At 70.6% G+C, this 15,186-nt stretch carries 16 protein-coding genes; 2 read left to right on the forward strand and 14 right to left on the reverse strand.

The window, feature by feature from the left end; all coding sequences use genetic code 11:
• Positions 1–196 precede the first annotated feature (196 nt).
• Positions 197–685, forward strand: a complete 489-nt coding sequence (locus OHT01_RS17105; RefSeq protein ID WP_328554001.1) for a YajQ family cyclic di-GMP-binding protein — start codon at positions 197–199, stop codon at positions 683–685.
• Positions 686–917: 232 nt separating this feature from the next.
• On the opposite strand, the gene OHT01_RS17110 is transcribed toward OHT01_RS17105, so the two are convergent.
• On the reverse strand, positions 918–1,184 hold the full coding sequence (locus OHT01_RS17110; RefSeq protein WP_328554002.1) for a GlsB/YeaQ/YmgE family stress response membrane protein: 267 nt from the start codon (positions 1,182–1,184) through the stop codon (positions 918–920).
• Between the two features lie 191 nt (positions 1,185–1,375).
• Here OHT01_RS17110 and OHT01_RS17115 point away from each other — a divergent pair, with 191 nt between their 5' ends.
• On the forward strand, positions 1,376–2,620 hold the full coding sequence (locus OHT01_RS17115) for an APC family permease (protein WP_328554003.1): 1,245 nt from the start codon (positions 1,376–1,378) through the stop codon (positions 2,618–2,620).
• 4 nt (positions 2,621–2,624) lie between these two features.
• Here the strand turns inward: OHT01_RS17115 and OHT01_RS17120 are convergent, their stop codons facing one another.
• From OHT01_RS17120 to OHT01_RS17180, 13 genes are all read right to left on the reverse strand, one after another.
• Positions 2,625–3,191 (reverse strand): SMI1/KNR4 family protein, encoded by a 567-nt coding sequence (locus OHT01_RS17120; protein WP_328554004.1) that lies wholly within the window; start codon positions 3,189–3,191, stop codon positions 2,625–2,627.
• 78 nt (positions 3,192–3,269) lie between these two features.
• Positions 3,270–3,662, reverse strand: coding sequence for a YccF domain-containing protein (locus tag OHT01_RS17125; RefSeq protein ID WP_328554005.1), 393 nt, complete (start codon positions 3,660–3,662; stop codon positions 3,270–3,272).
• Positions 3,659–4,522 (reverse strand): zinc metalloprotease HtpX, encoded by an 864-nt coding sequence (gene htpX / locus OHT01_RS17130; RefSeq protein ID WP_328554006.1) that lies wholly within the window; start codon positions 4,520–4,522, stop codon positions 3,659–3,661. Before htpX ends, OHT01_RS17125 begins: the two co-directional genes overlap by 4 nt.
• 300 nt (positions 4,523–4,822) lie before the next feature.
• Positions 4,823–6,322: an NADH-quinone oxidoreductase subunit N gene (locus OHT01_RS17135; RefSeq protein WP_328554007.1), complete on the reverse strand. Its 1,500-nt coding sequence runs from the start codon at positions 6,320–6,322 to the stop codon at positions 4,823–4,825.
• Entirely contained in the window at positions 6,319–7,893 is a 1,575-nt protein-coding gene (locus tag OHT01_RS17140) for a complex I subunit 4 family protein (protein ID WP_328554008.1), read from the reverse strand. Before OHT01_RS17140 ends, OHT01_RS17135 begins: the two co-directional genes overlap by 4 nt.
• A gap of 6 nt (positions 7,894–7,899) precedes the next feature.
• Entirely contained in the window at positions 7,900–9,891 is a 1,992-nt protein-coding gene (locus tag OHT01_RS17145; RefSeq protein ID WP_328554009.1) for an NADH-quinone oxidoreductase subunit 5 family protein, read from the reverse strand.
• Positions 9,888–10,262: an NADH-quinone oxidoreductase subunit NuoK gene (nuoK, locus tag OHT01_RS17150; RefSeq protein ID WP_103548373.1), complete on the reverse strand. Its 375-nt coding sequence runs from the start codon at positions 10,260–10,262 to the stop codon at positions 9,888–9,890. The genes OHT01_RS17145 and nuoK overlap by 4 nt, the downstream gene beginning before the upstream one ends.
• Positions 10,262–10,933, reverse strand: coding sequence for an NADH-quinone oxidoreductase subunit J family protein (locus tag OHT01_RS17155; protein ID WP_328554010.1), 672 nt, complete (start codon positions 10,931–10,933; stop codon positions 10,262–10,264). Before OHT01_RS17155 ends, nuoK begins: the two co-directional genes overlap by 1 nt.
• Positions 10,930–11,649, reverse strand: a complete 720-nt coding sequence (locus tag OHT01_RS17160) for a NuoI/complex I 23 kDa subunit family protein (RefSeq protein ID WP_328554011.1) — start codon at positions 11,647–11,649, stop codon at positions 10,930–10,932. The genes OHT01_RS17155 and OHT01_RS17160 overlap by 4 nt, the downstream gene beginning before the upstream one ends.
• Positions 11,650–11,651: 2 nt before the next feature.
• A complete protein-coding gene (locus tag OHT01_RS17165) occupies positions 11,652–12,620 on the reverse strand; it encodes a complex I subunit 1/NuoH family protein (protein WP_328554012.1) in 969 nt (322 codons plus the stop codon).
• Positions 12,617–13,894, reverse strand: coding sequence for an NADH-quinone oxidoreductase subunit C (locus OHT01_RS17170; protein WP_328554013.1), 1,278 nt, complete (start codon positions 13,892–13,894; stop codon positions 12,617–12,619). Before OHT01_RS17170 ends, OHT01_RS17165 begins: the two co-directional genes overlap by 4 nt.
• Positions 13,891–14,649 (reverse strand): NADH-quinone oxidoreductase subunit B, encoded by a 759-nt coding sequence (locus OHT01_RS17175; RefSeq protein ID WP_328554014.1) that lies wholly within the window; start codon positions 14,647–14,649, stop codon positions 13,891–13,893. The genes OHT01_RS17170 and OHT01_RS17175 overlap by 4 nt, the downstream gene beginning before the upstream one ends.
• Entirely contained in the window at positions 14,640–15,053 is a 414-nt protein-coding gene (locus OHT01_RS17180) for an NADH-quinone oxidoreductase subunit A (RefSeq protein ID WP_326786120.1), read from the reverse strand. The genes OHT01_RS17175 and OHT01_RS17180 overlap by 10 nt, the downstream gene beginning before the upstream one ends.
• Between the last annotated feature and the right edge of the window lie 133 nt (positions 15,054–15,186).

A 15,186-nucleotide genomic window follows, 5' to 3' on the forward strand; every position in this document is an offset into this window, starting at 1 on the left:
GCTGCCGGTGAGTTCCGCTTTTGTGCGGTGCTCCTTGGCAACGACGTAAACGATACCCGATGCCCGGGGATGCTTCGCCACCCAATTGATCGACGCTTGGGGGGAAGGGGGTGGCTAGGCTTATGCGGATGCGGCCGGATGCCTACGCCGGGCTCGACGGCCGTCCCTACGCACCCGATACAAGGAGCCACAGGACATGGCCGACTCCAGTTTCGACATCGTCTCGAAGGTCGAGCGGCAGGAGGTCGACAACGCCCTCAACCAGACCGCCAAGGAGATCTCGCAGCGCTACGACTTCAAGAACGTCGGCGCCTCCATCTCCTGGTCCGGCGAGAAGATCCTCATGGAGGCGAACGCCGAGGAGCGGGTGAAGGCCATCCTCGACGTGTTCGAGACCAAGCTGATCAAGCGGGGCATCTCGCTGAAGGCGCTGGACGCCGGTGAGCCCCAGCTCTCCGGCAAGGAGTACAAGATCTTCGCGACGATCGAGGAGGGCATCTCCCAGGACAACGCGAAGAAGGTGGCGAAGATCATTCGCGACGAGGGCCCCAAGGGTGTGAAGGCCCAGGTGCAGGGCGACGAGCTGCGTGTCAGCTCGAAGAGCCGTGACGACCTGCAGGCCGTACAGGCTCTCCTCAAGGGCAAGGACTTCGACTTCGCCCTGCAGTACGTGAACTACCGGTAGAACACCTGGTAAGCGCGGCACGACGAGCGCCGGCCGGCGAGCCGCGTGCTTCGCCCGATCCGCTTCGGGCGGCGGGTGTCGCGGCCGGTTTCGTCGCGGGGCGGGCGGTTGCCCGGGTCGCCCCGCACGCACCCACGACGGGCCGAAGCCGTCGCCGAAGGAACGAGGAAAGGTGGGCACCTCGCAGTGCCCGCCCTTCTCGGCCGTCGGCCGCGGTCCCGGGGGTACGCGCTCAGCGGCGCGAGTCGCCGAACAGGACGCGGTAGAGGATCAGCAGCACGAGCGAACCTCCGATGGCGGCGGCCCAAGTGGCCCCGTCGTAGAAGTGCTTGCTGATGGGGTGGTCCAGCCAGCGGGCCGATATCCAGCCGCCGACGAACGCGCCCACCACGCCGATGACGGTCGTTCCGATGAAGCCTCCCGGGTCGCGCCCGGGGAGCAGGAACTTGGCGATGGCGCCGGCCAGCAGCCCCAGAATGATCCAGCTGATGATGCCCATGTCCTGAGCCTGCCCCTCCGTGGTGTCTCCACGCTGTCCCGACCCTGTGATTTCGGCCGGGGCGGGCCCTGCCCGAGCTGTCCGTCTCCGGTGCGGGGCCACGCGTGGATCGGTGTGGTGTCGATGCCGTGTCGATGAACAGGACGTCCCCGCGGCTCCCGTCGGTTGCGCTGATCAGTAGGGTGCGGCCCATGACACAGCCCGGTCCCGCGTTGCGCCGCACCCTGGGGGTGGGAGACGCCGTGCTCATCGGGCTCGGCTCGATGATCGGTGCCGGGATCTTCGTCGCGCTCGGCCCCGCGGCGCGGGCCGCCGGGTCCGGGCTCCTGCTCGGACTCGCGGTCGCCGCCGTCGTCGCCTACTGCAACGCGATGTCCTCGGCACGGCTCGCCGCCCTGTACCCCGCGTCCGGCGGTACGTACGTCTACGGGCGTGAGCGGCTCGGCGCCTTCTGGGGCTGTCTGGCGGGATGGTCGTTCGTCGTCGGCAAGACAGCCTCCTGCGCGGCCATGGCGCTCACCGTGGGGGTGTACGTATGGCCTGCGCAGGCCCACGCGGTGGCGGTCGCGGCCGTGGTGGCGCTGACCGCCGTGAACTACGGCGGCCTGCAGAAATCGGCCCGGCTGACTCGGGCGATCGTGGCGGTGGTGCTGGCGGTCCTCGCTTCCGTGGTCGTCGGCTGTCTCGGCTCGGACGTCTCCGACGCCGGGCGGCTGGGCATCGGGCTGTCGTCCGGCGCGGGCGGCGTGCTTCAGGCGGCCGGTCTGCTGTTCTTCGCGTTCGCCGGGTACGCGCGGATCGCGACACTCGCCGAGGAGGTAAGGGATCCGGCGCGCACCATTCCGCGCGCGATCCAGTCGGCTCTGGGCATCACGCTCGTGGTGTACGTGATCGTCGCTGTCGCCGTCCTCTCGGTGCTCGGAGCGGCCGGGCTGGGGGCGGCCCCGGCGCCGTTGGCCCTCGCTGTCCGGGCGGCCGGGCTGCCGGAGCTCGTTCCCCTGGTGCGGGTGGGGGCCGCGGTGGCCGCGCTCGGTTCTCTGCTCGCCCTGATCCTGGGTGTCTCCCGGACCACGCTGGCCATGGCCCGCGACCGTCATCTGCCGGGTGCCCTGGCCGCCGTGCATCCGCGCTCCCGCGTCCCGCACCGGGCCGAACTGGCCGTGGGCGTGCTGGTCGCCGCGCTGGCCGCGACCGTCGATGTGCGGGGCGCGATCGGCTTCTCCTCCTTCGGTGTACTGGCGTACTACGCGGTCGCCAACGCCGCCGCCTGGACATTGGATTCGGCCGCGGTGGCGCGGGTCCTGCCGGCGCTGGGACTCCTCGGCTGCGTGACGCTGGCGTTCTCCCTGCCGGCGATTTCCGTGCTGGTCGGCGCGGCGGTCCTGGCGGTGGGGGCCGCGGCCTACGGCGTACGGCTGCGGGCGGCTTCGCGCTAGCGGGTCAGGAGGCGCGCGTCACCGTCGTACGGATCCGGAAGGCGGGCCAAAGAGGAAGGTCCGCGCCGTCGTTGGACTCTTCGTACCAGCCCGTGCCGTCGAGCCAGACCCGCAGCCAGGTCGCGAGGTCGGGTGCGTCCACGTACCAGGCGTGGCCGGCCTCGTCGGCGTTCGGCTCGTAGAGGAGGACGGTGCCGTCGGGACTCTGGCAGTCCACGCACGCGTACATCCCGCAGCCCCAGTGGGATATCGGCAGGACGCCCTCGGGCCACGGCCACTCGGGGTCCTTGCGCCCGCTCTCGCGGCTGGCGAGATACTGCGGAACGACCGCGGGCTCGCCCGACGGCGGGCCGTCGAGCAGGGGCAGCAGGCCGTATTCCGGACCGAATCCGCCGTCCCCTATCCGCAGGTAGAGCGAGGCGAGCAGTGCGGGCAGCGGGAAGCCCAGGACGGCCTCGGCGCGGGCGACCTCAGCCGTGCCCACGGGCGCGGGCAGCGAAGGCCAGCCCCACGGGCGGGTGTTACGGGCCTCCGTGGCGACCCGCACCAGCAACTGCTCGATTCCGGTCATGGGTTCATCATGCAGCGCCCCACCGACAATCGGGGAGCCTGTGGACAACCCTCACGCCGCCCTACCGGCCCGACGCGACTAGCGCGACGCGAACGGCTCGTCCGTGCGCACGATTTCGCGACCCAGCGGGAACAGCGAGACCGGGATGAGCTTGAAGTTGGCGATGCCGAACGGGATGCCGATGATCGTGATGCACATGGCGATCCCGGTGACGATGTGGGTCAGCGCGAGCCACCAGCCCGCGAGGACCAGCCACAGGACGTTGCCGACACAGGACGGCGCGCCTGCGTCGTGGCGCTCCACCGTCGTATAGCCGAACGGCCACAGGGCGTAGACGCCGATACGGAACGCGGCGATCCCGAACGGGATGCCGATGATGGTGATGCACAGGAGAAGACCCGCGGCCAGGTATCCGAGGAACAGCCAGAAGCCGCTCAGGACGAGCCAAATGACGTTCAGGATTGTCTTCATTGCTGACGGCCTGCCATCTGCTCGAGCCGGGCGATGCGCTCCGCCATCGGCGGATGCGTAGAGAACATCTTCGACATTCCCTGTCCCGGGCGGAAAGGGTTCGCGATCATCATGTGGCTCGCGGTCTCGATGCGCGGCTCGGGAGGCAGCGGCAGCTGCTTCGTACCGGCGTCGAGTTTGCGGAGCGCGCTCGCGAGGGCGAGGGGATCGCCGGTGAGCTGGGCACCGGACGCGTCCGCCTCGTACTCCCTGGAGCGGCTGATGGCGAGCTGGATGAGGGAAGCGGCGAGCGGGCCCAGAATCATGACCAGGAGCATCCCGAGAATGCCGGGACCGTCGTCGTCGTTGGACCGGCCGACCGGGATCAGCCAGGCGAAGTTGACCAGGAACATGATCACGGAGGCGAGGGCGCCGGCCACCGACGAGATCAGGATGTCGCGGTTGTAGACGTGACTGAGTTCGTGGCCGATGACACCGCGCAGCTCGCGCTCGTCCAGGATGCGCAGGATCCCCTCGGTGCAGCACACGGCCGCGTTGCGCGGGTTGCGGCCCGTCGCGAACGCGTTCGGCGCCACCGTCGGTGAGATGTACAGGCGCGGCATGGGCTGGCGGGCCTGGGTGGAGAGGTCGCGGACCATGCGGTACAGGGCCGGGGCCTCGAACTCACTCACCGGGCGGGCACGCATCGCGCGTAGAGCCAGTTTGTCGCTGTTCCAGTACGCGTACGCGTTCGTCGCGATCGCGATGAACAGGGCGACGATCAGGCCGGTACGCCCGAAGAAGCTGCCGATGACGATGATGAGTGCGGACAGTCCCCCGAGGAGTACGGCTGTCCTGAGCCCATTGTGCCGGCGGTGCACGGTAGCCCTCCAAGTCGTGCGGCAGGGGAACCCTTTGCTTGCTGATGCTCTGCTTCCACTCTTCAGTGGACCCTTCCGTACTGGTCAACGCCAGACGGAGGGCACTAGTTCCCTTGTGCGCACTGCCCGGCGCGTGGGCCGTCCGGGTGATTCGAGCGGTGGTCCGCACGCGCGCGTGCCCCTCGTGACAGACACGCACGTGTGCCGCCGGACGGGCGAGGGGACCGGTTGGACCGGGCGGAGGAGCCGGTTCGGTCCGGGTGACGGCACCGGCGTCCGGGTGGCTGAACCGTCGTCGGTTCAGAAGAGAACGGTCTCCGAGAAGCGGAGGATCAACTGGGGTGCCCCGGACAGGACGACACCGAGGACGGCCGTCAGCGCGATGGCCGCGGTGAGCGGCACCGGCGTGCGGTGCGTGCCCGGCTCGCCTTCGGGTGCGCGGAAGAGCAGGGTCGTCCACTGGAGGTAGTAGAAGAGCGCGATCACCACGTTGACGGCCATGACGACGGCCAGCCAGCCGAGCCCGGCGCCGACGGCCGCGGAGAAGACGGTCACCTTGGCGAACAGGCCGATGATGCCCGGCGGCAGACCGGCGAGGCAGAGCAGGAAGAAGCCGAGAACCAGCGCGGAGAGGGGGCTCTCGGCGTACAGGCCCCGGTAGTCGCTGATGCGGTTCAGGGGGCTTCTGCGGGCCACGAGCGCGGCCACGGCGAAGGCGCCGAGGTTCACGGCCGCGTACATGAGGGCGTACGCGACGGTGGAGCCGATGGCTTTCCCGGCGTCCTTGGAGTAGGCGGCGGCCGCGATCGGGACGAGGAGGTAGCCGGCCTGTCCGACGGAGGACCAGGCGAGCAGCCGTACCGCGCTGTACGCGCGCGTGGACCGCTGCCGCAGCGCGCCGACGTTCCCGACCGTCATGGTGAGAGCCGCCAGCGCCGCCAGCGCCGGGCCCCAGACGTCCGCGTACGAGGGAAAGGCGATGACGGTGACGAGGATCAGCCCGGAGAAGCCGACCGCCTTGCCGACCACCGACAGGTAGGCGGCGATCGGCAGGGGCGCCCCTACGTAGGTGTCGGGAACCCAGAAGTGGAAGGGCACGGCGGCCGTCTTGAAGGCGAAGCCGACGAGGGTGAGGACGACACCCGTCTGGGCGAGGGTGTGGAACTGGCCGTCGACGTGCTGGATCCGGTCCGCGACCTGGGTGAGGTAGAGGGTGCCGGTGGTCGCGTAGACGAAGCTGATGCCCATCAGGCTCACCGCGGTCGCGGTGACGGAGGACAGGAAGAACTTCAGGGCCGCTTCCGATGACTTCTTGTCGCCGCGTTTGATGCCGACGAGCGCGAAGGCGGGCAGTGAGGCCACTTCCAGGGCGACGATGAGCGTCGCGAGGTCGCGGGAGGCGGGCAGCAGCGCGGCGCCTGCTGCCGAGGAGAGCAGTAGGAACCAGTACTCCCCTTCGGGGAGTTGCCTGTCTGCGTCCTTCAGGGCGGTGACCGAGAGGAGGGCGACGAGGAGCGCGCCGCCGAGGACGAGGAGCTGGATGACCAGGGTGAAGCGGTCCGCCACGTAACTGCAGGTGTCCGCCTCGCCCGTCAGGCAGAACGTGGACCGGTCGCCGTCCATGAGGGGCAGCAGCAACAGCGCGGACGCGGCGAGGCCCGCCACGGAGACCCAGCCGAGCACGGCCTTCCTCGTGTCGCCGATGAAGAGGTCCGCGACGAGCACGACGAGTCCGACGACGGCCGCGAGGGTCGGCGGCGCGATGGCGAGCCAGTCGACGGACTGGACCAGGGAACTCATCGGGTGCCTCCTGCGAGGAGCTGCTGTACGGCCGGGTCGGTCAGGCCGAGCAGGGCCCGGGGCCACAGACCGGCGATGACGGTGAGGGCGACGAGCGGCGACCAGGCGGCGAACTCGTAGGTCTGGACGTCGGCGAGCTTCGGCGACTCCTGCGGTGCCGCGCCCATGCAGACGCGGCGGACCACGATGAGCATGTACGCGGCGGTGAGCAGGGTGCCGAACGCGGCGATCGTCATGAAGGTCAGATAGGCGGGACGGCTGAGGCCGGCGGCGGGCTCGAACGCGCCGAACATCGCCAGCATCTCGCCCCAGAACCCGGCGAGCCCGGGCAGCCCGAGCGAGGCGACCGCGGCGAAGGCCAGCAGGCCGCCGAGGCGCGGGGCCTTGCCGTACAGCGCGGCGCCCGTCTCCTCGGCGAGGGTGTCGAGGCCGGTGGTGCCCGTGCGGTCCTTCAGCGCTCCGACGAGGAAGAAGAGGAGGCCGGTGATGAGGCCGTGGGCGATGTTGGCGAACAGCGCGCCGTTCACGCCGGTCGGGGTCATCGTCGAGATGCCGAGCAGGACGAAGCCCATGTGACCGACGGAGGAGTAGGCGATGAGCCGCTTGAGGTCGCCCTTCGCGCCCTGTTTGGCGAGGGCCAGGCAGGCCAGGGAGCCGTAGATGATCCCGACCACGGCGAAGGCGGCGAGGTAGGGCGCGAAGGTCCGGAAGCCGTCCGGTGCGACGGGCAGCAGGATCCGGACGAACCCGTACGTTCCCATCTTCAGCATGACGCCGGCGAGCAGGACGGAGCCGACGGTCGGCGCGGCGGTGTGGGCATCGGGCAGCCAGCTGTGCAGCGGCCACATCGGCGTCTTGACCGCGAGCCCGATCCCGATCGCCAGAACGGCGATGACCTGCACGGATGTGCTCAGCGACCGGCCGTTGTCAGTGGCGAGTGCCACCATGTCGAATGTGCCCGCCTTGATTCCGATCAGGAGCAGGCCGAGCAGCATGACGACCGAACCGAGCAGGGTGTAGAGGATGAACTTCCAGGCCGCGGCCTGGCGTTGGGCACCACCCCAGCGGGCGATGAGGAAGTACATCGGGATCAGGACGGTCTCGAACGCGAGGAAGAACAGCAGCAGATCGAGGACGGCGAAGGTCGCGAGCGTGCCGGACTCGAGGACGAGCAGCAGCGCGACGAATGCCTTCGGGGTCGGGCCCGCGGGCATCTTGAAGTAGGAGTACAGCGCGCAGAGGAAGGTCAGCAGCGCGGTCAGGACCAGAAGGGGGAGGGAAATGCCGTCGACGCCGAGGTGGATCCGCACGTGGAGTGCGGGGATCCAGCTGATGTCCGTCGTGGCCTGCATCTTCGACGGGTGGTCGTGGTCGAAGCCGAGCGCGAGGACGATCGCGGCGATGAGGACCACGCCCGTGACGATCACGCCGTGCCGCAGCACCGCCTGCTCGGGCGACTTCCCCTTCAGTCCGGGCGGGGCCGGCAGAAGGGCGGCGGCGGCCCCGATGAGCGGTCCGACGACGATCAACGCGAGAAGAATCTGCATCACGGATTCACTGATATCGATCACGCCTGCTCACGCTCCCGTGGCGACGAGGAGGGCGGCGACCACCAGGACGACGGTGCCGGCGAGCAGCGCGCTCACATAGGTCTGCGCATTGCCGGTCTGGGCACGCCGTACTGCCGTGCCGAGCCAGCGGGGTAGGGCGCCCGCGCCGCGTACGTAGGTGTCGACGACCTCTCGGTCGAGGAACCGGACGAGCGAGGCTCCGGCCTGGACCGGGCGGACGAACAGCACGGTGTACACGGCGTCGAGGTGGAAGCCGACGGCCGCGTGGCGGTGCAGCGGGCCGAGCAGCAGTCGGCCCGGGTCCGCGGGGTCGGGGGCGTAGGCCACGTCTCCGAAGGCGGGTTCGTGACCGGCGATTGCCTCGGCCTCGACCTGTCCGGCATCGGCGCCGGGATGGGCCGCGACCGCGCCCATCGGGACGCGGGTCGCCAGGACCGTGGTGTGCCGCCAGGCTCCGTAGGTGACGATCCCGCCGACCAGGGCGAGTCCTGTGCCGAGTACCGAGGTGGTGAGCACCGGTGTCAGGTCGCGGCCGTCGAACCAGTCGGGCAGCGGGCCGAAGGCCAGACCGAACGCGAGCGAGGGGATGGCGAGCACCCACAGCACGGCCGTCATGGTGATCGGCTGCCTGCCGTGGTCGGGGGCCTGGGTTCCGTGGCCCCGGAAGGCCAGCAGCCACAGCCGGGTCGCGTACGCGGCGGTGAGGACGGCGGTGACCAGGCCGGTGACCAGGACGATCCAGCCCGCGGCGCCGGGGGCCTGCTCGGTGTGACCGGTGGCGACGTGCTCCGCGGCGCCGAGGACGGCTTCCTTGGAGAAGAAGCCGCTGAAGGGAGGGATCGCGGCGAGCGCGAGCAGCGCCACGGTCATCGTCCAGTAGGCGTCGGGAACACGGTGGCGCAGGTCCTTCATCCGGGACATGACGGCCAGCGAGTTGGTGCCGGAGGCGTGGATGATCACGCCGGCGGCGAGGAACAGCAGCGCCTTGAAGGCGCCGTGCGCGAGGAGGTGGAAGACGGCGGCACCGCGGTCGCCGACGGCGAGGGCGCCGGCCATGTAGCCGAGCTGACCGATCGTCGAGTAGGCGAGGACGCGCTTGATGTCGTCCTGGGCGAGCGCCGCGAGTCCCGAACCGACCATCGTGACACCGGCCATGACGGCGAGGACGACCATCGCGGCCGCGGAGGCCTGGAAGACGGGGAGGAGCCGGGCGACGAAGTAGATGCCGGCGGCGACCATCGTCGCGGCGTGGATCAGCGCGGAGACGGGTGTGGGGCCCGCCATCGCGTCGGGCAGCCAGGTGTGGAGCGGGAACAGCGCCGACTTGCCCGCCACTCCGGCGAGCAGCAGCAGGGCGACCAGGGTCGGGTGGTGGAGTCCGCCGCCCGCCACGGTGCCGAGGACCCTGGTGATCCGGAAGGAGTCGGCGTCGGTCGCCAGCGCGAACAGGCCGATGAGGAAGGGGACGTCGCCGAGTTTGGTGACCAGGAAGGCCTTGAGCGAGGCGGCGCGGGCCTCGGGTGTCTCCCAGTAGTGGCCGACCAGGAAGTACGAGCAGATGCCCATGACCTCCCAGCCGACCAGGAGCACCATCAGGTCGCCCGAGTAGACGACGAGCAGCATCGCGGAGGTGAACAGCGAGACGAGAGCGGCGTACGAGGGGTAGCGCGGGTCGTCGCGCAGGTAGCCCGTCGAGTAGATCTGCACGCAGGTGGCGACGACCCCGACGAGTACGGCGACGAGGGCGGCGAAGCCGTCGATGTGCAGGCCGAGTTCGATGGGGACCGAGCCGGTCGGGGTGAGTTCGGTGTGCGAGTCGATGGCCTGGCCGCCGCCCTGGTGCACCGCGACCGTCACGGCGAGGACGAGCGAGGCGAGGGTCGGCAGGACGGCGAGCGGGCGGACGAAGCCCGGGGCCGTGCGGCCGAGGAGGAGTCCGGCGGCGGCGGCGAGGAACGGGAGGAGGGGGACGAGGACGGCGAGGGTGGTCGTGGTCACGCGGTGGCCTCAGCCTTCTCGGCCGCGGGGGCGTCGGGGTCGTCGGGGCCGTGGCCCTCGGCGGTGTCGCGGAGCTTGTCGATGTCGGAGGTGCCGCGGTTGCGGTACACGGCGAGGACGATCGCCAGGCCGATGCCGATCTCGGCGGCGGCGATGGCGATGGTGAACAGGGTCAGTGCCTGGCCGGAGTGCAGGGTGTCGCGGGCGGCCCTGGAGAGCCAGACGTCGAAGGCGACGAGGTTCAGGTTGACGGCGTTGAGCATCAGCTCGACCGACATCAGGACGAGGATCGCGTTGCGGCGCGCGAGGACTCCGTACAGGCCCGTGCAGAACAGGAGGGCGGCGAGCACGGCGGGATAGGCGAGGTGCATCAGCGGGCACCTTCCGTGTCGTCCGTGGCTCGCTTGCCGTCACGGCTTCCGGGGACGCGCGGGGTGGTGGCCGTGGTCACGGCGGATGCGTCCGCGTTGGCCTTACGGGAGAGGACGATCGCGCCGACCAGTGCGGCGAGGAGGAGGACGGAGAGCGCTTCGAAGGGGAGGACCCAGTTCTGGAAGAGGCTCGCTCCGGTCACCTCGGTGGAACCGGCGGCGGTGCCGTTCAGATCGACCCAGGTCGTCCGGAAGGCGTCGACGACGACCCAGACCAAGGCGCCGGCCGAGGCGACGGCGACCGTCAGGGCTGCCCAGCGGTTGCCGGAGTCGGCGTCCGGGGAGCGGCCGATCGGGGCCCTGGTGAGCATCAGACCGAACAGAAGGAGGACGACGACGGAACCGACGTAGATGAGGACCTGCACCCAGGCGATGAACTCGGCCGTCAGCAGCAGGTATTCGACGGCGAGGCCGCCGAGGGCCACCACCAGCCACAGTGCGGCGTGCACCAGTTGCTTGGTGGTGACGGTGACGATCGCGGCGCCGAAGGTGGCCAGGCCGACGAGGAGGAACGCGATCTCGACGCCGGTCGGGGACAGGAAGCCGTGGTGGTCGGCGGCGCCGGTGGCGGCCGCGCGGGCGGCCGTGGCCGTGGCTGCTGCGAAGGTCACGACTGGCCCTCCTTCGGACCGGAGGGGGGCGTGGCCGGGGGCTCCGGCTCCCCGGACGGAACAGCCTGTTCGCCCGGCGCGGAGTCGGACCGCGGCGCCTGAGTCCTACCGGCGGGCGCTGTCTCGTCCCGAGCGGCCTGGGCCGCCTCGGCCTGGGCCGCCTCGGCCTGTGCTGCCTCGGCCTTGGCTGTCTGCTCGGCGGCGAGTTTGTCGGCGGTCTTGCGGGCGGCGGCGATCTCCTTGGGTTCCTCGGCGCCGGGGTCCAGGGCGGGCGGGGCCGGGACGGTCCACATCCACTCGCGGAGCTTGTCGCGTTCGTGGGTGAGTTCGTGGATGTCGGTCTCCGCGTACTCGAACTCCGGGGTCCAGAACAGCGCGTCGAACGGACAGACCTCGATGCAGATACCGCAGTACATGCACAGGGAGAAGTCGATGGCGAAGCGGTCGAGGACGTTGCGGCTGCGCTCGCGGCCGCCCGGGGCGGCGGGCGGGACCGTCTCCTTGTGGGAGTCGATGTAGATGCACCAGTCCGGGCACTCGCGGGCGCACAGCATGCAGACCGTGCAGTTCTCCTCGAAGAGGGCGATGACTCCGCGGGTGCGGGGCGGGAGTTCGGGCTGGACGTCCGGGTACTGCGCGGTGACGGTCTTCTTCGTCATCGTGCGGAGGGTGACGGCCAGGCCCTTGGCGAGGCCGGAGCCAGGAATGGGGGCCATGGTTACGCGATCACCACCTTGACGATGCCGGTGAGGGCGATCTGGGCGAGGGAGAGGGGGACGAGGAGGGTCCAGGAGAGTCTCTGGAGCTGGTCCTCGCGCAGGCGGGGATAGGTGACACGGAGCCAGATGACGACGAAGGCGAGGATCGCGCTCTTCAGGAGGGTCCAGACCCAGCCGAGGCCGTCGGCGCCCCAGGGGCCGTGCCAGCCGCCCAGGAAGAGGACGGTGGTCAGACCGCACAGGACGACGATTCCGGCGTACTCGGCGAGCAGGAACAGGGCGAAACGCAGTCCCGTGTACTCGGTGTACGCGCCGAAGATGATCTCGGAGTCGGCGACGGGCATGTCGAAGGGGGGCCGTTGGAGTTCGGCGAGGCCGGCGGTGAAGAACACGACGGCGCCGACGATCTGCCAGGGCAGCCACCACCACTGGAAGGCGTCCACGATGCCCGGGAGCGAGACCGTTCCGGCGGCCATCGCGACCGAGGCCGCGGTCAGGAGCATCGGGAGCTCGTACGCGAGGAGTTGGGCTGCGGTGCGCAGGCCTCCGAGGAGGGAGAACTTGTTGGCCGACGCCCAGCCCGCCATGAGCGAGCCGAGGACGCCCACGCCCATGACGGCGAGGACGAAGAAGATGCCCGCGTCGACGACCTCGCCGACCGCGCCCTCACCCGGGCCGATCGGGATGACAAGGAGCACGAGGAGATAAGGGAGGAGCGCCACGGCGGGGGCGAGCTGGAAGATGCGCCGGTCCGCGCCCGTGGGGACGATGTCTTCCTTCTGGGCGAACTTGACGCCGTCCGCGACGAGTTGGGCCCAGCCGTGGAAGCCGCCCGCGTACATCGGGCCGAGCCGGCCCTGCATGTGGGCCATCACCTTGTGCTCGGTCTGACCGACGATCAGGGGGAATGTCAGGAACACGACGAAGACGACGAGGAGGCGGAGGGCGACGTCGAGAGCGTCGTTCACTGCGTACCTCCGGAGGGGTCGTCGGGCGCGGGGGCGGTGTTCGGGTCGGGCGGGGAGTCCGGGTCGGGAGTGGGGTCGGACTCCGGGGCTGCGGACTCCGTGTCGGCGCCGGACTTCGAGTCGCCGCCGGACTTCGCCCTCGCCTCTCGGTCCGGCTCCGACTCCGACTCCGACTCCGGCTCCGGCTCCGGCTCCGGCTCGTCGAACGCGGGCTTCGCCTGGTGCCAAGGAGCGTCGGAGTCGCGCGCTGCGGTCGGCCTCCCGGCGGACCTCGTCGCCGAGTCGGACCGAGCTGCCTGAGCTGCCTGAGCTGAACTCGCCGGAGCGGTCGGTTCGGACGGGACCGTCGGCTCGGAGGGAGCCGTCGGTTCCGAAGCCGGCGTCGGTCGCGAGGCGGGCGTCGCTTCCGTTGAAGGGGCCGGGTCCGTTGAAGGGGTCGGGTCCGGCGGGGTCGGCGGCTGGGCCCGTTGGGTCGCGGAGCCCTGGCTCGCGCTGCGGGCTCGGCGTGCGGGCCGCGCGGCCTCCGTGCCGGAGGGGGCACCCGCCGTGTCGGAGGGCGCACCCGGGCCCGTAACGCCCGTGCCCGCGGCCGCTGGTGCGGCAGACGCCTGGCTGGCGGAACCCTCCCCCGCCGTGCGGGCCCTGCGTACCGGGCGGTCGCCGGCCGGACGGGCCGCACCGCGGGCGGGGCGGGACGGGGCCGGGGGGAGCTGGCCCTTGAGGGGGCCCCACTCGTTGGGGTCGGGGACGCCGGGCGGAAGCATCTGGCGGCGCTTCGGGCCGCCGTGCTCGGACTCGCCGGGTTCCTTCGCACCGGGCCAGGCCTTGGCGACACGGGCGGCCAGGACGAAGTCCTTGCGGAGGGGGTGGCCCTCGAAGCCCTCCGGCAGGAGCAGGGGGTCGAGGCCGGGGTGTCCCTCGAACGTCACCCCGAACATCTCGTGGGTCTCGCGCTCGTGCCAGGCGGCGCCCGCGTACACGGAGACGGCCGAGGGGAGGACCGGGGCCGTGTGCGGGACGGTCGTACGGACGAGGAGGCGGCGTACCGGGGACAGGGCCACGACGTGGGCCGAGACGAGGAAGCCCGATCCGGGTTCGTCGACGGCGCTCAGCCAGTCGAAGTAGGTGCAGCCCAGTGTGTCGCGTGCCGTTTCCAGGGCCGCGATCCAGGAGGCCGGCGGTACGTCGACCGTGAGGACCTCGTACGACTCCTCGGCCGTGGCGTCGGGGCCGAACAGGTCTTCGGCGGGGCCGGGAAGCCAGCCGACGGTCATCGGTCCTCCCCACCGGGGGTGGAGTCCGCCTCGGGAGCGGTGGATTCGTTCCCGGGGGCGGTGGATTCGTTCCCGGGAGCGGTGGATTCGTTCCCGGGGGCGGCCGTAGCCGCTTCGGACGCGGCCGGCTGCTCAGTGGGTGACGCCGGTGACTGCTCCGTGGCGGACGCCGGTGGCTTCACCAGGCCGCTCTGGAGCGCGGCGGCCGACGGGCGCGGCGCGTCGGACCCGTACCGCTCCCCCAGCGATTCCCGGGCGATCTTCTCCTGGAGCTTGAGGATGCCCTGGAGCAGAGCCTCGGGGCGGGGCGGGCAGCCGGGGACGTAGACGTCGACGGGGATGATCTGGTCGACGCCCTTGGTGACCGAGTAGGAGTCCCAGTAGGGGCCGCCGCAGTTGGAGCAGGCGCCGAAGGAGATGACGTACTTCGGTTCGGGCATCTGCTCGTACAGGCGCTTGACGGCGGGTGCCATCTTGTCCGTGACCGTGCCCGACACGACCATCAGGTCGGCCTGGCGGGGGCCTGGAGCGAACGGGATCACACCGAGGCGGATGAAGTCGTGGCGGGCCATCGACGCGGCGATGAACTCGATCGCGCAGCAGGCGAGGCCGAAGTTGAAGACCCAGAGCGAGTAGCGGCGGCCCCAGTTCAGGACCACCTTCATGGGCTCGGGTGCGAGGCGGGCGAGCGCGCCGAGCCTCTTCGGCTCGGGCAGCGGCACCGGCTGTTGCGGGGCGGAGGGGTTCACGTCCATGTCAGGACGCCCTTCTTGTATGCGTACAGCAGGCCCACGGCCAGGAAGCCGAGGAAGATGAACATCTCGACGAGCGTCGCCGCGCCGTAGCCGGGAGCGGCGAAGACCGTGGCCCAGGGGAAGAGGAAGATCGAGTCGACGGCGAAGATGACGTAGAGGAAGGCGTACACGTAGTAGCGGACCTGGGTGTGGGCCCAGCCCTCGCCGACGGGGTCGACGCCGCACTCGTACGTCAGGAGTTTCTCGGGGGTGGGGACCACGGGCCGCAGCAGGCGGCCGGCCCCGAAGGCGACGGCGACGAACAGCACGCCCACGACGGCGAGCAGCCCGACGACCGAGTAGGACTGGAAGTAGTCCGCCGCGACGACGGTTCCGGTCGCCGTGACAACGGTCGGTTCCGGCACGTCAGCCCCTCACTCCCTGACCTCGTTGCACCCCGTCGTACGCCGTCGCGCACTCTGTGATGCGCCATGTTCGACGATCTGTACGGACGGGAGTCTAGGGCCTGCTAAAGAGAGCGTAAGCAGCCCGTCACGC

It is taken from the genome of Streptomyces sp. NBC_00358 (genome assembly GCF_036099295.1).
In the GTDB taxonomy this organism is placed as follows: Bacteria; Actinomycetota; Actinomycetes; order Streptomycetales; family Streptomycetaceae; genus Streptomyces.